Genomic DNA, 20,510 nt, shown 5'->3' with positions numbered 1-20,510 from the left:
GAGGGCCAGTTCCATGTTGCGACGCCAGGTTCTGACATTAGGGAGTTTGCTGCTGGGTGCGGTGACGCTGGGCGGCTGGACGCTGTTCAAGCAAAAGGACAAAAGTCCGTTGTTGCTTTCGGCACGGGACGATACCGATGGCCAGCATTACGCCGTCGGTTATCGGCTCGATGGCACCCAGGTGTTCGCCACCCGGGTCGGCCAGCGTTGCCACGACATCATCAACCACCCGACACAGCCGATTGCGCTGTTTGTCGCCCGCCGTCCGGGCACCGAGAGTTACCTGATCGACCTGCGCGACGGCACGCTCCTGCAAACCGTGATGTCGCAGCCCAACCGGCACTTCTACGGACACGCGGTCATTCACCACAGCGGCGACTGGCTGTACGCCACCGAAAATGACACCACCGATCCGGGCCGCGGCCTGCTCGGTGTGTATAAGTTCGAAGGCGAAAGGCTGGTGCACAGCGGCGAGATTTCCACCCACGGCCTGGGTCCGCACCAGGTGTCGTGGATGCCCGATGGCGAAACCCTGGTGGTGGCCAACGGCGGGATTCGCACCGAGGCCGAAAGCCGGGTGGAGATGAACCTCAACGCCATGGAACCGAGCCTGGTCCTGATGCAACGTGACGGCACCCTGCTGAGCAAGGAAACCCTCGCCCAGCAGATGAACAGCGTGCGCCATCTGGCCATCGCCAGCGACGGCACCATCGTCGCCAGCCAACAGTTCATGGGCGCGGCCCACGAGTCGTCGGAGCTGTTGGCGATCAAGCGTCCCGGCCAGCCTTTCGTGGCGTTCCCGGTGCCCGAGCACCAGTTGCAGGCCATGGGGCACTACACCGCCAGCGTCGCGGTGCACAACGACTTGCGCCTGGTGGCGTTGACTGCGCCGCGGGGCAATCGTTTCTTCATCTGGGACCTGGACAGCGGTGAAGTACGCCTGGATGCCCCCCTGCCCGACTGCGCCGGGGTCGGCGCCGTGGCCGATGGTTTTGTCGTGACCTCGGGCCAGGGGCGCTGCCGTTACTACGACTGCCGCCAGACAAACCTGGTCGCCAAACCGCTGGAGCTACCCGCAGGGCTCTGGGACAACCATCTGCATCTGATGGCCTGAATCATTGAAAAGATCGCCGCCTTACGTACTCCCGCAAACGCGACCCGAGGCGGCGAATCTTTTCAGGCTTTCCCCCCTCTAATACCTCACAACCTGTAAAAACGGCAGTTGGATTACCTCTAGACTCCCGGTAATGTGCCCTGCTGTCTCACCTGATTTTCTCCAAGGAACTGGAATATGCTGCGTCGCCGCATGCTGATCATGTTGGGTGTGGTACTACTGATTGTGCTGGTCCTGGCCGCATACAAAGCCTTCTCGATCTACACGATGGTTCAAGGCTTCTCTGCGCCTAAACCGGCCATCAGCGTTGCCGTGGCCACCGCCACCGAGCGTCCGTGGCAAGCCCGCCTGCCTACCGTTGGCACGCTCAAGGCATTGCAGGGCGTGGACCTGAGCCTGGAGACCGATGGCACCGTCATCGATTTGCAGTTCGAGTCAGGGCAAAAGGTCAAGGCCGGTCAACCACTCCTGCGCCTCGACAGCGCCGTTGAAAGCGCCCTGCTGGAAACGGCTCTGGCCGACCTCGGGCTGGCCCAGCTCGATTACGGTCGCGGTAGCCAACTGGTCGGCAGCCAGGCCATTTCCAAAGGCGAGTTCGACCGGCTTTCGGCGGTGCTGAAAAAGAGCCGGGCCACGGTCAATCAACTCAAGGCTGCGCTCGGCAAAAAAAGCATCGTCGCGCCCTTCAGCGGGACCATCGGCATTCGTCACGTAGACGTTGGCGACTATCTTGCCAGCGGCACCATGATCGCCACCCTGCAAGACCTCAGTAGCCTGTATGTCGACTTTTTTGTGCCCGAGCAGTCGGTGCCGAAGATTGCTCTCGGCCAGCCAGTGCAGGTCATTGTCGCGGCGTATCCGAACCAGGAGTACCCGGGCACCATCAGTGCAATCAACCCGAAAGTCGAGAACAGCACCCGTAACGTGCAGGTCCGCGCCACCCTGGCCAACCCCGATGGCAAGTTGATGCCAGGCATGTTCGCCAATCTCCAGGTGCTCCTGCCCGACCCGCAACCGCGCATCGTGGTGCCGGAAAGCGCGATCACCTACACGCTCTACGGCAACTCGGTGTATGTGGCCGTGCAAAAGAAGGCCGAAGACGGCAGCCCGGTAAAGGATGACAAGGGCCAGCCGGTGCTGATCGCCGAACGGCGATTTGTCGAAACCGGCGAACGCCGCGATGGGCAAGTGATGATCACCAAAGGCGTGCAGAACGGCGAGAAAGTGGTGACCGCCGGCCAGCTCAAACTGGATAACGGCGCGCACATTGCCATCAGCGACGACAAGACCCTGGCCGGGCAGAACAGCCCGCCTCGCGCGGACTGATCAAGGAATCCCTATGGCTTTTACCGATCCGTTCATTCGCCGCCCGGTTCTCGCAACCGTTGTCAGCCTGCTGATTGTGCTGCTGGGCTTTCAGGCCTGGAGCAAGCTGCCGCTGCGACAGTATCCACAAATGGAAAACGCCCTGATCACGGTGACCACCGCCTATCCCGGAGCCAACGCCGAGACCATCCAGGGCTACATTACCCAACCGATGCAGCAAAGCCTCGCCAGCGCCGAGGGTATCGACTACATGACCTCGGTGAGTCGCCAGAACTTTTCGGTGATCTCAATCTACGCGCGCGTCGGCTCCAACAGCGACCGTCTGTTTACCGAACTGCTGGCCAAGGCCAACGAGGTCAAGAACCAGCTGCCCCAGGACGCAGAAGACCCGGTGCTGAGCAAAGAATCTGCCAATGCGTCAGTGCTGATGTACATGAGTTTCTTCAGCAAGGAATTGAGCAACCCGCAGATTACCGATTACCTGTCGCGGGTGATCCAGCCCAAACTGGCGACCTTGCCCGGCATGGCCGAGGCCGAAATCCTCGGCAACCAGGTATTTGCCATGCGCCTGTGGCTGGATCCGGTGAAGCTCGCGGGTTTCGGCCTCAGTGCCAGCGATGTGACCAACGCGGTGCGCCAGTACAACTTCCTCTCGGCCGCCGGCGAGGTGAAAGGCGAATACGTGGTCACCAGCATCAACGCCAATACCGAACTCAAGTCCGCCGAGGCCTTCGGGGCGATTCCGCTCAAGGTCGATGGCGACAGCCGTGTGCTGCTGCGGGATGTGGCGCGCGTGGAAATGGGTGCGGAAAACTACGACTCCATCAGCTCCTTCGGTGGCACCCCTTCGGTGTACATCGGCATCAAGGCGACACCTGCCGCCAACCCGCTGGATGTGATCAAGGAAGTGCGCAAGATCATGCCGGAACTTGAGGCCCAGCTACCGCCGAACCTCAAGGGTGAAATCGCCTACGACGCCACGCTGTTCATCCAGGCCTCGATCGACGAAGTGGTGAAAACGCTGTTCGAAGCGGTGCTGATCGTGATCGTGGTGGTGTTCCTGTTCCTTGGTGCCCTGCGCTCGGTGGTGATCCCGGTGGTGACCATCCCGCTGTCGATGATCGGCGTCATGTTCTTCATGCAGATGATGGGGTACTCGATCAACCTGCTCACCCTGCTGGCGATGGTATTGGCCATCGGCCTGGTGGTGGATGACGCCATCGTGGTGGTGGAAAACATTCATCGCCACATCGAGGAAGGCAAGACACCGCTGGACGCCGCCATTGAAGGCGCCCGGGAAATCGCCATGCCAGTGATCTCGATGACCATCACCCTGGCGGCGGTGTATGCGCCGATCGGCTTCCTGACCGGCCTGACCGGGGCGCTGTTCAAGGAGTTCGCCCTGACCCTGGCCGGCGCGGTAGTGATTTCCGGCATCGTCGCCCTCACCCTGTCGCCGATGATGTGTGCGTTTCTGCTGCGTCACGACGAGAACCCCAGTGGCCTGGCCCATCGCCTGGACATGATTTTCGAACGTCTCAAGCGCCGCTACCAGAGCCTGCTTCACGGCACCCTCAACACCCGCCCGGTGGTGCTGGTGTTCGCCGTGATCGTGTTGTGCCTGATTCCGGTCCTTCTGAAGTTCACCAAATCGGAACTGGCGCCGGATGAGGACCAGGGCATCATTTTCATGATTGCCAACGCCCCGCAACCGACCAACCTCGACTACCTGAACACCTACACCGACGAGTTCGTTGCGATTTTCAAGTCGTTTCCCGAGTACTACTCGTCATTCCAGATCAACGGTTTCACCGGCGTGCAATCGGGTATCGGCGGTTTCCTGCTCAAGCCATGGGACGATCGCAGTCGCACGCAAATGGCGATCCTGCCCGAGGTTCAGGCCAAACTGGAAAGCATCCCGGGGTTGCAGATTTTCGGCTTCAACCTGCCGTCCCTGCCGGGCACCGGCGAAGGCTTGCCGTTTCAGTTCGTCATCAACTCCTCCAACGATTACGAACTGCTGCTGCAAGTGGTCGACCGGGTAAAAAAACGGGCGATGGAATCCGGCAAGTTTGCATTTGTCGACGTTGACCTGGCCTTCGACAAGCCGGAAGTGGTGGTGGATATCGACCGCGCCAAGGCAGCGCAGATGGGGGTTTCCATGCAGGATCTGGGGGGAACCCTGGCAACCCTGCTGGGTGAAGGCGAAATAAACCGATTCACCATCGAAGGTCGCAGCTACAAGGTCATTGCCCAGGTCGAGCGAACGTTCCGCGACAATCCGGACTGGCTGAACAATTACTACGTGAAAAACACCCAGGGCGAGCTGTTGGCATTGTCGACCCTGATCACGGTCACCGACCGCGCTCGACCGAGACAGCTGAACCAGTTCCAGCAACTCAACTCCGCCATCCTGTCCGGCGTGCCGCTGGTGAGCATGGGGGAAGCCATCGACCTCGTGCGCCAGATCGCCCGCGAAGAGGCACCGGTCGGTTTTGCATTCGACTACGCCGGCGCGTCGAGGCAGTACGTACAGGAAGGCAGCGCCCTGTGGGTCACCTTTGCCCTGGCACTGGCGATCATTTTCCTGGTGTTGGCGGCGCAGTTCGAAAGCTTCCGCGACCCGCTGGTGATCCTGGTCACCGTCCCCCTGTCCATCTGCGGCGCGTTGATTCCGCTGTTCCTGGGTTGGTCGAGCATGAACATCTACACCCAGGTCGGTCTGGTGACGTTGATCGGGTTGATCAGCAAGCATGGCATTCTAATCGTCGAGTTCGCCAACCAGCTACGCAAGGACAAGGGCCTGACGGCGCGGGAAGCCGTGGAGGAAGCGGCGGCCATCCGCCTGCGTCCGGTGTTGATGACCACCGCGGCGATGGTGTTCGGCATGGTGCCCTTGATCATCGCCACCGGTGCTGGCGCGGTCAGCCGGTTCGACATCGGCACGGTCATCGCGACCGGCATGTCGATCGGCACGTTGTTCACCCTGTTTGTGTTGCCTTGCGTCTACACGGTTCTGGCCAAACCCGATAAGCGCTGACGCAGAAAAACCTGTGGGAGCGGGCTTGCTCGCGAAGGCGATTGATCAGTCAACTTATTGGTTGAATGACACACCGCTTTCGCGAGCAAGCCCGCTCCCACATTGAATCGTGCATGTTTGGAAGTCAGGGCAAAAAAAAGGCCTCGCAAGTGCGAGGCCTTTCATTTTGGCTTCAATCGATTCAACTTTGCGGCCTCAATCCCTGAGAAAGTCCGAACATGAATAACAATAAATCATGATCGGGTCGAGTGGCCACGGATGCCTTCGCAACCCGCGGCAACGGACAATGTTCTTCTGCGCTTATCGAGCTGAGAACCTGGGGGCGTGGTTGCTCCCAGGTTGCCATCGCGATCGATGCAACTGCCAAGGCTCCTACCAGAAACAAACCTCGTGCAATTTCGAGTTTCATCGCTATAAACCCTTGATAGCGCTGCCAAACGCCGTCTCATAAAAGTAGACGAGCTTTTTCCAGTCTGCATCGCTGAACGACGAGTGGCGACGCAACTGTTTCATGTCATGGAGAGCTGCGCGACGGGCCGTCAAACGCTGTCGGCATTTCTCCAGATCGATCAGGGCCACTTCGACCTTGGCCGTCTCGCCCTCACCGGTCACGCGAACGAATACGTGCTTGTCGTAAAGGCAACCGTGCTGCCAGCGGCCCTTGTGCATGCGAGCCAGGTTTTCAGCCAGGTCCTTGAGCACGCGCTCGTTAATGGCCTCACCATGACGCTCGCGACCACCAGCGGCGTACCAGCGATCGATTTCCTCGAAGCCGTCCAGCGACTTGGTGACCAGCAAGGCACGCCATTTGTGCACGGGATCGCGCTGTGCCCCACAGAAAACGATTTCCGGAACCCGTACGCCAAGCACCGTCACACCGGTGAGCGCGGTATGCTCGCGCAGTACCGTAGGCCGCCCGAAAGGGTGCTGCCAGCTACGATGGATATGCCCGGTCTGGCGCTTGACGTAGAGCAGTTGACCATCACTGCCCATCAGGCGTTGAACACCACTTTCCCCGCCGCGACGGACGTTGGGTTCCTCCACCCATTCACCGCGCTGATTCCAGAAGTAATCGAAGCGGTCCTGGGGAACGACTTCCGTTTCTGCTGCACACTGCACTGCCATCCTGTTACCTCTTGCGTAATACGTAAACTCGCCACATGGCATAGAGCGGCAAAAAGTCCAGTTGTTCCTGGATGCGGAAACCCGCCTGCTCAAATTCCTTCTCTACGGTAGCGGCCGGTAACACAAACCGGTTTTGGTAACCTTCCTGCCCACGGGTTTTCTCCGAACGCTTGCGTTTCCAGGCCTTGAAGTTGCCATCGACCCACAGCGAAATGATCACGCTGTCGCGGGAAACACGCTCGAATTCACGCAGGATAGCCATGCGATGCTCGGCTTCACCGATGTGGTGGAGCAAGCGCATGCAAAAAATGCTGTCGACGGCGTTGTCCGGCAAGGCGATGTCGAATGCGGATGTGTGCAAGGGTTGTACCCGCTTCACCACATCGGCCGGTTGCGCCTGGGTTGCGATCTTCAGCATGGATTCCGAATTATCGGCACCGATGATCACACGGTTGGATTTTTCCGCCAACAAGGGCCAGAAACGCCCTGCACCACAAGGCAAATCGAGGACCAGACCAGGCTCGCCAACCAAGGCCAGCGCCTTGCGCGCCAGTTGTTCGTCACGCCAATGGGACAATCGACGGCCGAGACCTTCCTGGTGTTTGCGCAAATAGCGTTGCGCGTGTTGATCGTCGTACTTTTCTGAAAAATCGAGTTTGATCGGGCCGTCCATCATCAGGTCTCCTGAACTTCTGATAGCAACTACCTTAGATTTTGCGGTGTCGGCGACTGGTCATCCATTTGTGAAAATATCGTTATGGGAAACCCGCAATTATTACAGGGTTTTACTGAATTGATTGGGTTTTCTGGACGGCCGACTCAACGGATCAAGTTCGGGATAGCTCCACCTGAAAACGGCAGCCACTAGGCTCCATCGTCGTCAGGCTGACGCTCCAGCCCTGGTTTTCACAGATCCGCTGCACCAGTGAAAGCCCAAGACCCAGACCTTCCCCACGCTTTTCGTTGCCTCGAACAAAAGGTTCGAACATCGCCTCGCGTTTCTCCTCGGGAATCCCCACCCCACTGTCCTCGACCAGAAAGCCCGTCCCCGTCAGGCTCAGGCGAATGAAGCCCCGTTCGGTGTAATGCAAGGCGTTGCGCAGCAAGTTACCCATCACAGCGTGCAGCAGTGTTGCATTGTAGCCCTTGGGCTCAGGCTTGCCCGGTTCGAAAATCAGCTTCAACCCTTTGCTTTCAATGGGCTCGCGCCACAGACCGAGCAATCCCTCGGCCACCTGGCCCAGGGACTGCTGCGGCGACATGCTGGCGTCTTCGCGCTGGGCACGGGCCAGCATCAGGAAGGTTTGCACCAGCTCACGCATTTCTTCACATGCCCGGGCAATGCGCTCGACCTGGGCGCGACCACGCTGATCGAGACCAGGGTTTTCCAGCAACAACTCGCAGGAACTGGCCAATATCATCAGGGGCGTGCGCAATTCGTGGCTGACGTCGCTGGTAAACAAGCGCTCACGAGTCAGGGCCTGACGCAAGCGCCCGAGGGTAGCGTCGAAGGCTACGGCCAACTCGCCCACTTCGTCGGCGGCATAATCCGGGGCCAAAGGGGGGGCCAGGCCGAGCAGTTGATCGCGATGGCGTACCTGCCGGGCCAACCGCACCACCGGTGCCATGACCTTGCGTGCCAGGACCCAGCCGAGAAACACCGCCAGTGCCAGGCTCAGTACAAAACCCACCAGCACCACAGCAAACAGCACCCGCTCACGCTCTTCGAAGTCGCTCTGGTCCTGCAACAGCACGTAACGTCGTCCGTCGACGATTTCGACCATCGCGTGGTACGACAGGTTTTCACGGAAGACTTCGTGAAAACCCGGCTCCAGATGGCGCAAATCCTTGGGCAACCTGAAATCGCCGGGCCCGTTGCTGAAGTAGAACAATTGGTCCGGTTCGGGGCGATGGCTCCAGTCCGTGACGTTGTCCATCAGCAACAGGCGCTGCAAATCACCGCCCAGGCCTGCCGAAATCAGTTTTTCCTCCACCAGGTGCACGGTCGCCACGATGCCCATGGCAAAGGCACCCGCCACCAGTGCGCTCATCAGCGCAAAGGCAATGATGATGCGTTGGGAAAGGCTCTGCTTAAACTCCATCACGCCCCTCGGCCAGGCGATACCCCACACCGTGAACGGTTTGCAGCAATGGCTTGGCGAACGGCTTGTCGATCACCTGGCGCAGTTGGTGGACATGGCTGCGCAGGCTGTCGCTGTCCGGACAATCGTCCCCCCACAGCGCCTCTTCAAGAATTTCACGACGCAACACATGCGGGCTTTTCTGCATCAACACGGCGAGCAATTTCAGGCCAACCGGGTTGAGTTTCAGCAATCGGCCTTCGCGGGTGACTTCCAGGGTGTCGAGGTCATAGTTCAGGTCGCCGACCTGCAAGGTCCGCCGCCCGCCGCCCTGGGTCCGGCGCATGACCGCTTCGATACGCGCTGCCAGTTCCGACAGGGCGAACGGCTTGATCAGGTAATCATCGGCGCCGGACTTGAAGCCTTGCAGACGGTCGTCCAGTTGATCGCGGGCCGTGAGCATGATCACCGGCGTTTCGCGGCGGGCATCTTCGCGTAGCCGTTTGCACAGGGTGTAGCCATCGATGCCGGGCAACATGATATCGAGCACGATCAAATCGTAGTGCTCGGTGGCCGCCAGATGCAGGCCCGACAAACCATCCTGAGCGCAATCCACGGTATAGCCTTTGAGCCCCAGGTAATCGGCCAGGTTGGCCAGGATATCGCGGTTGTCTTCAACCAATAGAATTCGCATGGGTATCTCTCCGTCCACAGTAACGGCCGTCGTGGCCCGCGCAGCTTAAGGCCAAGTGTGGCTCAGGGCTAGGGGAAGGCTTGGCATGGATCAATTTGCTCAACCAATAGTTATGATTGACAAGTTTTTCACTATCGATTCACACACTGACTACAGCGACCGATAAAGACTGTCACGCGATTGATAATAAGGAATATAGAAAATGGACTATTTGAAGACAGCCCCCCTGCGCTTTTTGCTGCTGGTCAGCGGCATCTGGCTGGCGATATTTTTTCTGACTCGAACAGTCCTGCTCCTCACGCATCTGGATGAGGCCGGCAGCGGATTTCTGTCGGTGTTCGGTATCGGGCTGCTCTACGACCTTGGTTTCATTGCCTACGCGGTACTGCCCATGGGGCTCTACCTGTTGTTGTGCCCGCTGGCTCTTTGGCGCACCCGTGGCCATCGCTGGTTCCTTCAAGGTCTGCTGACCGTCAGTCTGTTCGCGATGCTGTTCACCGCGGTGGCCGAGTGGCTGTTCTGGGATGAGTTCGGCGTGCGCTTCAACTTCATCGCCGTCGACTATCTGGTGTATTCCGACGAAGTACTGAACAACCTGCTGGAGTCGTACCCGATCGGCACGCTGCTGAGCATCCTCGCCGTGCTGGCCGTGGTCCTGAGTCTTGTATTGCGTAAAGCTTTCAACGCTGCACTCGATGCGCCGTTACCACCGCTGCGTGGCCGCCTGCTGAATGCTCTCGGTTTGTTGATCGTCGCCGGCCTGAGCCTGCAACTGCTCAGCCAGGACGCCCCGCGCGCCCAGGGCGGCAACGCCTATCAGAACGAACTGGCGAGCAACGGTCCCTACCAGTTTTTCGCCGCGTTCCGTAACAACGAACTGGACTACCCACAGTTCTACAGCACGCTGCCGTCGGCAGTGGTTGCCCAGCAGATTCGTACAGAACTGGCAGAACCCGATGCCCGCTTCGTGGGTCAAGACCCGCAGGACATCCGTCGGCAAATCGATAACCCGGGCACGTTGCGCAAGCCCAACATCGTGCTGGTCACCATTGAAAGTTTCAGCGCCAAGTACATGGGCAGCAACGGCGACACCCGCAACCTGACGCCCAACCTTGATGCCTTGCGCCAACAGAGCCTGTATTTCAATAACTTCTACGCCACCGGCACCCGCACCGATCGCGGCCTGGAAGCCATCACCCTGGCGATTCCGCCAACGCCCGGTCGCTCGATCGTCAAGCGCGTGGGTCGTGAAAGCGGTTTTGCCAGCCTTGGCCAGCAACTCAATGCCGTGGGCTATGACAGCGTATTTGTTTACGGCGGCCGCGGTTATTTCGACAACATGAATGCGTTCTTCAGTGGCAATGGTTATCGCGTCGTAGACCAGAGCAGCGTCGAGGAGTCGGAGATTCACTTCAAGAATGCCTGGGGCATGGCAGACGAAGATCTCTACAATCAGACACTGAAACTGGCCGATGCCGACTATGCCAAACAGCAGCCATTCCTGCTGCAGTTGATGACGACGTCCAACCATCGCCCTTACACCTATCCGGACAACCGGATCGACATCAAGTCCGGTAACGGCCGTGACGGCGCGGTGAAATACACCGACTACGCCATCGGTCGGTTTCTCGATCAGGCGCGTCAGAAACCCTGGTTTGACAATACAATCTTCGTCTTTGTCGCGGACCACACCGCAGGCAGCGCCGGCAAGGAAGACTTGCCCATCGCCAACTACCAGATTCCGCTGTTCATCTATGCACCCAAGTTGATCGAGGCTCGGGAAACTGCACAATTGGCCAGCCAGATCGATCTGGCGCCGACCTTGCTCGGCCTGCTCAATCTGGATTATGAATCGACATTCTTTGGACGTAACCTGTTGCAGGATAACCCGCTGCCGCCACGGGTGGTCGTCGGTAACTACCAGCACCTGGGGTTGTTCGACGGCAAGGACCTGGCGATTTTGAGCCCTCGCCAAGGATTGCGTCGCCACGATGACGCGCTGACCGAAAGCCGCGAGTCCCGGTCGACCGCCAATGACCCGTTGATCACCCGCGCCATCACTTATTACCAAACCGCCAGTTATGGCTTCAAGCAACAGCTACTTGGCTGGAAGGCGCCCAAGGAGGGTGCCGGTCAAGTCGGCGAACGTTAACCGAATCGCCCCGGGCTGATGCCCCGGGGCTTTTTCCTTTGTTCAGGATCCACCATGTCATCAACCGCTGTCCGCCCTGCCCCGCGCCCGCTCAACTTCTGGGTGTGCCTGGGGGTTCCCGCCGTTGCGGCGATCATTCTGGTGTTGCTCGAACTGACCTCACTGGACATGGACCTTGCCAAGCTGTTCTACGACCCGGTCGCGGGTGACTTCATCGGACGGCACAGTTACTTCCTGGAAAACATCCTGCACGATCGCGCCAAGCAAGTCGTCATCGCCTTCTCGGTGTTTGCCGTCCTCGGCTTCATCGCCTCGTTCTTCATGGCCAGGCTCAAACCGTACAAGCGGGAACTGGGTTGTCTGGTGTTGTCCCTGGGCCTGGCGACCTCCTTTGTCACGCCAATGAAAGCAGTGACCGCCGTGCAATGCCCTTGGAGCCTTGAGCAATTCGGCGGTCATGAAACGTACAGCGAACTGTTGAGCCCTCGCCCGCATACCGATAAACCGGGACGCTGCTGGCCTGGCGGCCATGCGGCCACCGGCTTCACCCTGTTTGCCCTGTTTTTCGTACTGCGTGACCGTCGCCCGCGCATGGCTCGTGCGGCATTTGTCTTTGCATTTGCCCTGGGTTCAGTGTTTTCCATCGGGCGGATGCTGCAGGGGGCGCACTTTTTCTCGCACAACGTGTGGACGGCGGTGTTCTGCTGGCTGATTTGTCTGGGGTCTTACTACTGCATTCTTTATCGGCCTGCTTCCCGAGCCGACGCTGTTGCCAAAGCACAACCGGTGAGTGCCTGAAACACAGATCGAAAATGTGGGAGCGGGCTTGCTCGCGAAAGCGGTTCAACATTCAACAAACCTGTTGTCTGACACATCGCTTTCGCGAGCAAGCCCGCTCCCACACTAGACCGAGGCGTCCTTCAAATTCCCGTCAATAAAAAACCCCGCCTGCTTTCGCAGGCGGGGTTTTTTCGTACAGGGGTAAGGCTGGCTTACATCATGCCGCCCATGCCGCCCATACCGCCCATGTCTGGCATACCGCCGCCAGCACCGCCGTCTTTCTTCGGTGCTTCAGCAACAGCGGCTTCGGTGGTCAGGATCAGACCGCCGATCGACGATGCAGCTTGCAGAGCGGAACGGGTTACCTTGGTTGGGTCCAGGATACCCATTTCGATCATGTCGCCGTATTCGCCAGTCGCAGCGTTGTAACCGAAGTTACCTTTGCCGTTCTTGACTTCGTTGACCACAACGCTTGGCTCGTCACCGCTGTTGGCAGCGATCTGACGCAGCGGCGCTTCAATGGCACGACGCAGTACAGCGATACCTACGTCCTGGTCAGCGTTGTCGCCTTTCAGGTTCAGGATAGCTTCCAGGGCACGGATCAGTGCCACGCCACCGCCAGGTACCACGCCTTCTTCAACGGCTGCACGGGTAGCGTGCAGGGCGTCTTCAACGCGGGCTTTCTTCTCTTTCATTTCAACTTCGGAACCAGCGCCAACCTTGATCACTGCAACGCCGCCGGACAGCTTGGCCAGACGCTCTTGCAGTTTTTCACGGTCGTAGTCCGAGGAAGTCTCGGCAACCTGGGCACGGATCTGAGCGATGCGTGCTTCGATGTCGCCGTGTACGCCAGCACCGTCAACGATGATGGTGTTTTCCTTGGACAGGGTCACGCGCTTGGCGCTGCCCAGGTTTTCCAGGGTTGCGCTTTCCAGGCTCAGGCCGATCTCTTCGGAGATCACGGTACCGCCGGTCAGAACGGCGATGTCCTGCAGCATGGCCTTGCGACGGTCGCCGAAGCCTGGCGCCTTGACGGCTGCGACTTTGACGATGCCACGCATGTTGTTCACAACCAGAGTCGCCAGGGCTTCGCCTTCAACGTCTTCGGCCACGATCAGCAGTGGACGGCCGGCTTTGGCAACGGCTTCCAGCACTGGCAGCATTTCGCGGATGTTCGAGATCTTCTTGTCGACCAGCAGGATCAGCGGGCCGTCCAGCTCAGCGACCATGGTCTCTGGCTTGTTGACGAAGTACGGGGACAGGTAGCCACGGTCGAACTGCATGCCTTCAACAACCGACAGTTCGTTTTCCAGGCCCGAGCCTTCTTCAACAGTGATCACGCCTTCTTTACCGACTTTTTCCATGGCTTCGGCAATGATGTCGCCGATGGAGTTGTCGGAGTTGGCGGAGATGGTGCCTACCTGAGCGATAGCCTTGGTGTCGGCGCATGGCTTGGACAGGGCTTTCAGCTCTTTGACGATTGCGATGGTCGCTTTGTCGATACCGCGCTTCAGATCCATCGGGTTCATGCCGGCAGCGACGGCTTTCAGGCCTTCGTTGACGATCGATTGAGCCAGAACGGTAGCGGTGGTGGTGCCGTCGCCTGCGTCATCGTTGGCACGGGAGGCAACGTCTTTGACCAGCTGCGCGCCCATGTTTTCGAAACGGTCTTCCAGTTCGATTTCTTTGGCTACGGAAACGCCGTCCTTGGTGATGGTCGGAGCGCCGAAGCTCTTCTCGATGATCACGTTACGGCCTTTCGGGCCCAGGGTCGCTTTTACTGCATCAGCCAGGACGTTGACACCGGTGAGCATTTTCTTGCGGGCGGAATCGCCGAATTTAACTTCTTTAGCAGCCATGATCGATATTCCTTAAATACTTTGAAGTAGCGGGAAAATGAGCGGGTAATCAGCCTTCGATAACAGCGAGGATTTCGTTCTCGCTCATTACCAGCAGGTCTTCGCCGTCGACTTTCACAGTGTTGCTGCCGGAGTAAGGACCGAACACAACCTTGTCGCCCACTTTCACGGACAGTGCACGCACTTCACCGCTTTCCAGTACGCGGCCGGTGCCTACAGCGAGGATTTCGCCGCTGTTGGCTTTTTCAGCAGCCGAACCTGGCAGGACGATACCGCCAGCGGTTTTCTTTTCTTCTTCGCTGCGACGGATGACGACGCGGTCATGCAGAGGACGAAGCTTCATTGTCGATCTCTCCTAATTGTGGTTTTCATCGGCCGGTGTAGTCCCGGCGGGTTTAACAAAGGCCGGCGGTGCCGGTTGCGGTTCGTCTAGCGAACCGCGGAAGTCTGTCTGGCGTGTTCGCCAGAAACCTTGCGGTGACCGTTACATAAGGGCGCATAAGCTTATTACAAGGGCGGGTAGCGAAAAATTTTCAGCTCGATGCCCCGCAAACGAACACGGCACCCGAAGGTGCCGTGTCGATGGGCGTATTACTTGGTATCGCGGTGTTCGAACTCGCCTTCGATCACGTTGGGCTCGCGGCCCAGCGGCTCGCGAGGTGCCGGACCGCCACGGGCCTGCAGGTCGTCGGCGAACGCGCGCTGACGCATGGCCTGCTCTTCGGCGCGCTGGCGCATCTTGCCCGCCAGCAGACGGCGACTGAACGGCAGCAGCAGGAACAGGCCGATCACATCACTGATGAAACCCGGAAGAATCAGCAGGCCACCGGCCAAAGCCAGCATCAGGCCTTCGAGCATGGTCTGGGCCGGCAACTCGCCGCGGCTCAGGCTTTCACGGGCACGCAGGGCCGTGGCCAGGCCGGCGATGCGCAGCACGAACACACCGAACATCGAGCCGAGAATGATCAGCAGCAGGGCCGGGAAAAACCCGATGGACCCTGCCACCTTGACGAATACGAACAGCTCCAACACCGGGAACAGCAGAAAGAGCAACAAAAAAGGGCGCATCAAATGGTTCCTCAACGCAAGAATGCCTTGCCAGTTCACCTTAGATGACGTCGCCGTTTCGTGAATTCAAGCGTCGGCCACTTCATTTTTCGGCCAATGTTCGGCGTGAGCCAGAGAAACCAAGGCTTCGCGGACTTGTGTCGGCGTATTACAAGGAGCTTGAAACGGCAACCAGTACAGGCTCTGGCCGATACGCAGGTGCATGCCTTCGGTATCGATGCCGGCCATTTGCGCCGGCACGTTTTTCGGCAGCCCGGCCAGCTCGACGTAATGGGCGATGGCCTTGGCGTGATCCGCGTTCATGTGCTCGACCATGCTCACTTCAGCCTTGCCGGCGAACGGGTTGGCCAGAGTCAGGTCGTTGACCCAATGAATCGCGCCAAAACCGCCGATGTAACGGTGGCGCACCGGCTTGAGCACCCAGAAGTCGAAATCGTGGGCCTTGTGATAACCCTGCGACTCCGGGAAGTAGCGGTAGTAACGCTCGGAAGCGGCTTCGATGGCGGCTTCGTCTTCGAGCTGCTGTGCCTCAGCCAGGTAGGTCAGGCGACCAACGGCTTGCACATCCTCGGCTCCGCGCTCGCCCACGAACAGCGAGCATTTCGGGTCTTTCTGCAGATTATGCGTGTGCTGGGCGATGCGGCTGATCAGGATCAGCGGCCGGCCCTGCTCGTCCAGGCAGTAGGGAACCACGGAGCCGAACGGAAACCCGGGCATTGATTTGGAGTGTGTCGAGAGCACTCCACGGTATTCCTTGAGGAGCAATTCTCGTGCATGCTTAGCCGCTTCAACGCTCAATTTATGACTCCTTAAATAGAATCCGTCATAAAAACGGACAAGCTGCTGGTGAAAGTTCCAGCATGCCATCGGGGGCAGTTCTCATGTGCAGCCGGGCCACGTCAGGCGCAGATCGAGAGGCTCTCTACAAGGAAACCACTCAGACCTGCTACCGGGGGACATGCGAATGCAACTCACTGACAAAGTAATCATTATCACTGGCGGTTGCCAGGGTTTAGGTCGTTCCATGGCCGAGTATTTCGCCGGCAAGGGTGCGAAACTCGCCCTGGTCGACCTCAATCAGGAAAAACTCGACGCTGCCGTCGCGGCCTGCAAGGCCAAGGGTGTCGAAGCCCGCGCTTACCTGTGCAACGTCGCCAACGAAGAGCAAGTGACCCACATGGTCGCCCAGGTCGCCGAAGATTTCGGCGCGATCCACGGCCTGATCAACAATGCCGGGATCCTGCGTGACGGCCTGTTGCTCAAGGTCAAGGATGGCGAAATGACCAAGATGAGCCTGGCCCAGTGGCAGGCGGTCATCGACGTCAACCTGACCGGCGTGTTCCTGTGCACCCGTGAAGTCGCGGCGAAAATGGTCGAGCTGAACAACAGCGGCGCGATCATCAATATCTCGTCGATTTCCCGTGCCGGCAACATCGGCCAGACCAACTACTCGGCGGCCAAGGCCGGTGTCGCTGCGGCCACCGTGACCTGGGCCAAGGAACTGGCACGCTACGGCATTCGCGTGGCCGGCATTGCACCGGGCTTCATCGAAACCGAAATGACCCTGGGCATGAAGCCTGAAGCGCTGGAAAAGATGACCGCCGGCATTCCGCTCAAGCGCATGGGCAAGCCGGAAGAGATTGCCCATTCGGCGGCGTACATCTTCGAGAACGACTATTACACCGGTCGGATTCTGGAGATGGATGGCGGGTTGCGGATCTAAGGCAAGATCAAAAGATCGCAGCCTGCGGCAGCTCCTACAGGGTGAACATCAATCCCGTGTTGGAGCTGCCGCAGGCTGCGATCTTTTAAGAGGAATTAATCGTCGCTGATGCTGATGTTCGGCATCGCCGGCGTCAAAGCTTCCTGCAATACGATCCGCGCACCGACATGACGGGCCAGCTCCTGGTAAACCATGGCGATCTGGCTGTCAGGCTCGGCGATCACCGTCGGCTTGCCGCCATCGGCCTGTTCGCGGATGACCATCGACAGCGGCAACGAGGCCAGCAGCTCGACGCCATACTGGTTGGCCAGCTTCACGCCACCGCCCTCACCGAACAGATGCTCGGCATGTCCGCAGTTGGAGCAGATGTGCACGGCCATGTTTTCCACCACGCCCAGCACCGGAATGTTGACCTTGCGGAACATTTCCACGCCCTTGCGCGCGTCCAGCAAAGCCAGGTCCTGCGGGGTGGTCACGATGACCGCACCGGCCACCGGCACTTTCTGCGCCAGGGTCAGCTGGATGTCACCGGTTCCCGGCGGCATGTCGATGACCAGGTAATCCAGGTCGCCCCAGGCGGTTTGGGTCACCAGTTGCAGCAAGGCGCCGGAGACCATCGGACCACGCCAGACCATCGGTGTGTTGTCATCGGTGAGGAAGGCCATGGACATCACTTCGACGCCATGGGACTTGAGCGGAACGAACCATTTCTGATCCTTGACCTCAGGACGAGTGCGCTCCGGGATACCAAACATGATGCCCTGGCTCGGACCGTAGATGTCCGCATCGAGAATCCCGACCTTGGCGCCTTCGCGGGCCAGGGCCAAAGCCAGGTTGGCCGCGGTGGTGGATTTGCCCACGCCACCCTTGCCGGACGCCACGGCCACGACGTTCTTGACGTTGGCCAGCCCCGGGATCTGTGCCTGGGCCTTGTGCGCGGCAATCACGCTGGTGATATCGACTTTGGCACTCGACACGCCATCCAGACCTTGAATGGCCATTTCCAGCATCTGCGCCCAGCCACTCTTGAACAGACCGGCGGCGTAACCCAATTCGAGCTGGACGCTGACGCGGTCGCCCTGGATGTCGATGTTGCGCACGCACCCGGCGCTGAGCGGGTCCTGGTTCAGGTAAGGGTCGGTGTATTGGCGAAGGACGGCTTCCACCGCTGCGCGATTGACGGCGCTCATGGGCAACTCCGAAAACGGGACTGGAAAAGATGATGGGTATCGTACCTCAAAAGATCGCCGCCTTCGGCAGCTCCTACAAGTGCCCCCTGTAGGAGCTGCCGCAGGCTGCGATCTTTTCTGGCTGTTCATCCAATGAAACAGGCTCACAGGATGAAAAATATGCGCCAGCGCTTTATAGTGGCCGACCTCCGTTTCATCAAGTAGCCGAGCCCCATGTCCGAGCCACGCAAGATCCTCGTCACCAGCGCCCTGCCCTATGCCAATGGTTCGATCCATCTTGGCCACATGCTGGAATACATCCAGACCGATATGTGGGTGCGCTTCCAGAAGCACCGCGGCAATCAATGCATCTATGTCTGCGCCGACGACGCCCACGGTTCGGCGATCATGCTGCGCGCGGAAAAGGAAGGCATCACCCCGGAACAACTGATCGCCAACGTCCAGGCTGAACACAGCGCCGACTTTGCCGAGTTCCTGGTCGACTTCGACAATTTCCACTCCACTCATGCCGAAGAAAACCGTGAGCTGTCGAGCCAGATCTACCTGAAGCTGCGTGACGCCGGGCACATCGCCACGCGCTCGATCACCCAGTATTTCGACCCGGAAAAGAAAATGTTCCTGGCCGACCGCTTCATCAAGGGCACCTGCCCGAAATGCGGCACCGAAGACCAGTACGGCGACAACTGCGAAAAATGTGGCGCGACCTACGCGCCAACCGACCTGAAGGATCCGAAGTCGGCGATCTCCGGCGCCACCCCGGTGCTCAAGGATTCCCAGCACTTCTTCTTCAAGCTGCCGGACTTCCAGGCCATGCTGCAAACCTGGACCCGCAGCGGCACCCTGCAGGATGCCGTGGCCAACAAGATCGCCGAATGGCTGGATGCCGGCCTGCAACAGTGGGACATCTCCCGCGATGCGCCGTACTTCGGTTTCGAGATCCCCGACGAGCCGGGCAAATACTTCTACGTGTGGCTGGATGCGCCGATCGGCTACATGGCCAGCTTCAAGAACCTGTGCAACCGCACGCCGGAACTGGACTTCGACGCGTTCTGGGGCAAGGACTCCACCGCCGAGCTGTACCACTTCATCGGCAAGGACATCGTCAACTTCCACGCCCTGTTCTGGCCAGCCATGCTCGAAGGCGCCGGCTACCGCAAGCCGACCGGGATCAACGTGCATGGCTACCTGACCGTCAACGGCCAGAAGATGTCCAAGTCCCGCGGCACGTTCATCAAGGCCCGCACCTACCTGGATCACCTGTCGCCGGAATACCTGCGCTACTACTACGCGTCCAAGCTCGGCCGTGGCGTCGACGACCTCGACCTGAACCTCGAAGACTTCGTGCAGAAGGTCAACTCCGACCTGGTGGGCAAGGTCGTCAACATCGCCAGCCGTTGCGCCGGCTTCATTCACAAAGGCAATGCTGGCGTAATGGTCGACACCAACGCCGCGCCTGAGCTGACCGACGCCTTCCTGGCCGCCGCGCCAGGCATTGCCGACGCCTACGAAGCCCGCGACTTCGCCCGCGCCATGCGCGAGATCATGGGCCTGGCCGACCGCGCCAACGCCTGGATCGCCGACAAGGCTCCGTGGTCTTTGAACAAGCAGGAAGGCAAGCAGGATGAAGTCCAGGCGATCTGCGCCACCGGCGTCAACCTGTTCCGCCAGTTGGTGATCTTCCTCAAGCCTGTGCTGCCGCTGCTGGCCGCCGACGCCGAGGCGTTCCTCAACGTCGCACCGCTGACCTGGAACGACCACGCGACCTTGCTCGCCAACCATCAGTTGAACGAATTCAAGCCGTTGATGACCCGCATCGACCCGGTCAAGGTGCAAGCCATGACCGACGCCTCGAAAGAAGACCTGACCGCCAGCCAGACCGACACCGGCGAAGCCGCACCTGCCGGCAATGGCGAACTGGCCAAGGATCCCCTGTCGCCGGAAATCGAGTTCGACACCTTCGCGGCGGTCGATTTGCGCGTCGCGCTGATCGTCAAGGCCGAACACGTGGAAGGCGCCGACAAGCTGCTGCGCCTGACCCTGGACATCGGTGACGAGCAACGCAACGTGTTCTCCGGGATCAAGAGCGCGTACCCGGACCCGTCCAAGCTCGATGGCCGCCTGACCATGATGATCGCCAACCTCAAGCCACGGAAAATGAAGTTCGGCATCTCCGAAGGCATGGTGATGGCAGCCGGTCCTGGCGGTGAAGAGATCTACCTGCTCAGCCCTGACAGCGGCGCCAAGCCGGGTCAGCGCATCAAGTAAGATCTGCGGCAAACCGATCCCACAGTCGTGCCTGGCGCGACTGTGGGATTTTCATGTCTGGCCCATACTGACTCCTGTAGGAGCTGCCGCAGG

17 protein-coding genes are annotated in these 20,510 nt (G+C 59.5%); 7 read left to right on the top strand and 10 right to left on the bottom strand.

Annotation, left to right across the window (positions count from 1 at the left end):
* Nucleotides 1-13: 13 nt before the first annotated feature.
* The 3 genes from PMI26_RS05260 to PMI26_RS05270 all read left to right on the top strand — a co-directional run bounded on the left by PMI26_RS05260 (nucleotide 14) and on the right by PMI26_RS05270 (nucleotide 5,480).
* Nucleotides 14-1,114 (top strand): DUF1513 domain-containing protein, encoded by a 1,101-nt coding sequence (locus PMI26_RS05260; protein ID WP_007978585.1) that lies wholly within the window; start codon nucleotides 14-16, stop codon nucleotides 1,112-1,114.
* Nucleotides 1,115-1,291: 177 nt separating this feature from the next.
* Nucleotides 1,292-2,440 carry an efflux RND transporter periplasmic adaptor subunit gene (locus PMI26_RS05265; protein WP_007978583.1) on the top strand — a complete coding sequence of 383 codons (1,149 nt, stop codon included), beginning with the start codon at nucleotides 1,292-1,294 and terminating at the stop codon, nucleotides 2,438-2,440.
* 13 nt (nucleotides 2,441-2,453) lie between these two features.
* Nucleotides 2,454-5,480, top strand: a complete 3,027-nt coding sequence (locus PMI26_RS05270; protein WP_007978580.1) for a multidrug efflux RND transporter permease subunit — start codon at nucleotides 2,454-2,456, stop codon at nucleotides 5,478-5,480.
* 181 nt (nucleotides 5,481-5,661) lie between these two features.
* On the opposite strand, the gene PMI26_RS32010 is transcribed toward PMI26_RS05270, so the two are convergent.
* The 5 genes from PMI26_RS32010 to colR all read right to left on the bottom strand — a co-directional run bounded on the left by PMI26_RS32010 (nucleotide 5,662) and on the right by colR (nucleotide 9,380).
* Entirely contained in the window at nucleotides 5,662-5,889 is a 228-nt protein-coding gene (locus tag PMI26_RS32010; RefSeq protein WP_015096670.1) for a hypothetical protein, read from the bottom strand.
* A 2-nt stretch (nucleotides 5,890-5,891) separates the two neighbouring features.
* Nucleotides 5,892-6,605: a lipopolysaccharide kinase InaA family protein gene (locus tag PMI26_RS05275; protein WP_007978578.1), complete on the bottom strand. Its 714-nt coding sequence runs from the start codon at nucleotides 6,603-6,605 to the stop codon at nucleotides 5,892-5,894.
* A 4-nt stretch (nucleotides 6,606-6,609) separates the two neighbouring features.
* Nucleotides 6,610-7,278, bottom strand: a complete 669-nt coding sequence (locus PMI26_RS05280; RefSeq protein ID WP_033048233.1) for a class I SAM-dependent methyltransferase — start codon at nucleotides 7,276-7,278, stop codon at nucleotides 6,610-6,612.
* 154 nt (nucleotides 7,279-7,432) lie between these two features.
* Nucleotides 7,433-8,707, bottom strand: coding sequence for a sensor histidine kinase (locus tag PMI26_RS05285; protein WP_007978574.1), 1,275 nt, complete (start codon nucleotides 8,705-8,707; stop codon nucleotides 7,433-7,435).
* A complete protein-coding gene (colR, locus tag PMI26_RS05290; protein WP_007978572.1) occupies nucleotides 8,697-9,380 on the bottom strand; it encodes a two-component system response regulator ColR in 684 nt (227 codons plus the stop codon). Before colR ends, PMI26_RS05285 begins: the two co-directional genes overlap by 11 nt.
* A 202-nt stretch (nucleotides 9,381-9,582) precedes the next feature.
* Here colR and PMI26_RS05295 point away from each other — a divergent pair, with 202 nt between their 5' ends.
* Together PMI26_RS05295 and PMI26_RS05300 are read left to right on the top strand one after the other, a co-directional pair.
* Nucleotides 9,583-11,532: an LTA synthase family protein gene (locus PMI26_RS05295; protein WP_007978570.1), complete on the top strand. Its 1,950-nt coding sequence runs from the start codon at nucleotides 9,583-9,585 to the stop codon at nucleotides 11,530-11,532.
* A 54-nt stretch (nucleotides 11,533-11,586) separates the two neighbouring features.
* Nucleotides 11,587-12,330 (top strand): phosphatase PAP2 family protein, encoded by a 744-nt coding sequence (locus tag PMI26_RS05300; protein ID WP_007978568.1) that lies wholly within the window; start codon nucleotides 11,587-11,589, stop codon nucleotides 12,328-12,330.
* Nucleotides 12,331-12,524: 194 nt separating this feature from the next.
* On the opposite strand, the gene groL is transcribed toward PMI26_RS05300, so the two are convergent.
* The 4 genes from groL to PMI26_RS05320 form a co-directional block, all read right to left on the bottom strand.
* Nucleotides 12,525-14,171 carry a chaperonin GroEL gene (gene groL, locus PMI26_RS05305; RefSeq protein ID WP_007978566.1) on the bottom strand — a complete coding sequence of 549 codons (1,647 nt, stop codon included), beginning with the start codon at nucleotides 14,169-14,171 and terminating at the stop codon, nucleotides 12,525-12,527.
* 49 nt (nucleotides 14,172-14,220) lie between these two features.
* Nucleotides 14,221-14,514, bottom strand: a complete 294-nt coding sequence (locus PMI26_RS05310) for a co-chaperone GroES (protein WP_007978564.1) — start codon at nucleotides 14,512-14,514, stop codon at nucleotides 14,221-14,223.
* Between the two features lie 248 nt (nucleotides 14,515-14,762).
* Nucleotides 14,763-15,239 carry an FxsA family protein gene (locus PMI26_RS05315; RefSeq protein ID WP_007978563.1) on the bottom strand — a complete coding sequence of 159 codons (477 nt, stop codon included), beginning with the start codon at nucleotides 15,237-15,239 and terminating at the stop codon, nucleotides 14,763-14,765.
* A 66-nt stretch (nucleotides 15,240-15,305) separates the two neighbouring features.
* Complete coding sequence (locus PMI26_RS05320) at nucleotides 15,306-16,037, bottom strand: HugZ family pyridoxamine 5'-phosphate oxidase (RefSeq protein ID WP_007978561.1); 732 nt, start codon at nucleotides 16,035-16,037, stop codon at nucleotides 15,306-15,308.
* Nucleotides 16,038-16,203: 166 nt separating this feature from the next.
* On the opposite strand from PMI26_RS05320, the gene PMI26_RS05325 reads away from it, so the two are divergent.
* The gene (locus tag PMI26_RS05325) at nucleotides 16,204-16,962 is read left to right on the top strand and encodes an SDR family oxidoreductase (RefSeq protein ID WP_007978559.1); all 759 of its coding nucleotides are present in this window, start codon (nucleotides 16,204-16,206) and stop codon (nucleotides 16,960-16,962) included.
* A gap of 95 nt (nucleotides 16,963-17,057) precedes the next feature.
* Here the strand turns inward: PMI26_RS05325 and apbC are convergent, their stop codons facing one another.
* Nucleotides 17,058-18,152 (bottom strand): iron-sulfur cluster carrier protein ApbC, encoded by a 1,095-nt coding sequence (gene apbC / locus PMI26_RS05330; protein WP_007978557.1) that lies wholly within the window; start codon nucleotides 18,150-18,152, stop codon nucleotides 17,058-17,060.
* 213 nt (nucleotides 18,153-18,365) lie between these two features.
* Here apbC and metG point away from each other — a divergent pair, with 213 nt between their 5' ends.
* Nucleotides 18,366-20,417: a methionine--tRNA ligase gene (gene metG / locus PMI26_RS05335; RefSeq protein WP_007978555.1), complete on the top strand. Its 2,052-nt coding sequence runs from the start codon at nucleotides 18,366-18,368 to the stop codon at nucleotides 20,415-20,417.
* Nucleotides 20,418-20,510: the final 93 nt, after the last annotated feature.

The organism is Pseudomonas sp. GM33 (genome assembly GCF_000282295.1).
In the GTDB taxonomy this organism is placed as follows: domain Bacteria; phylum Pseudomonadota; class Gammaproteobacteria; order Pseudomonadales; family Pseudomonadaceae; genus Aquipseudomonas; species Aquipseudomonas laurylsulfatiphila.
This window is presented reverse-complemented; position numbering and strand designations above follow the sequence as displayed.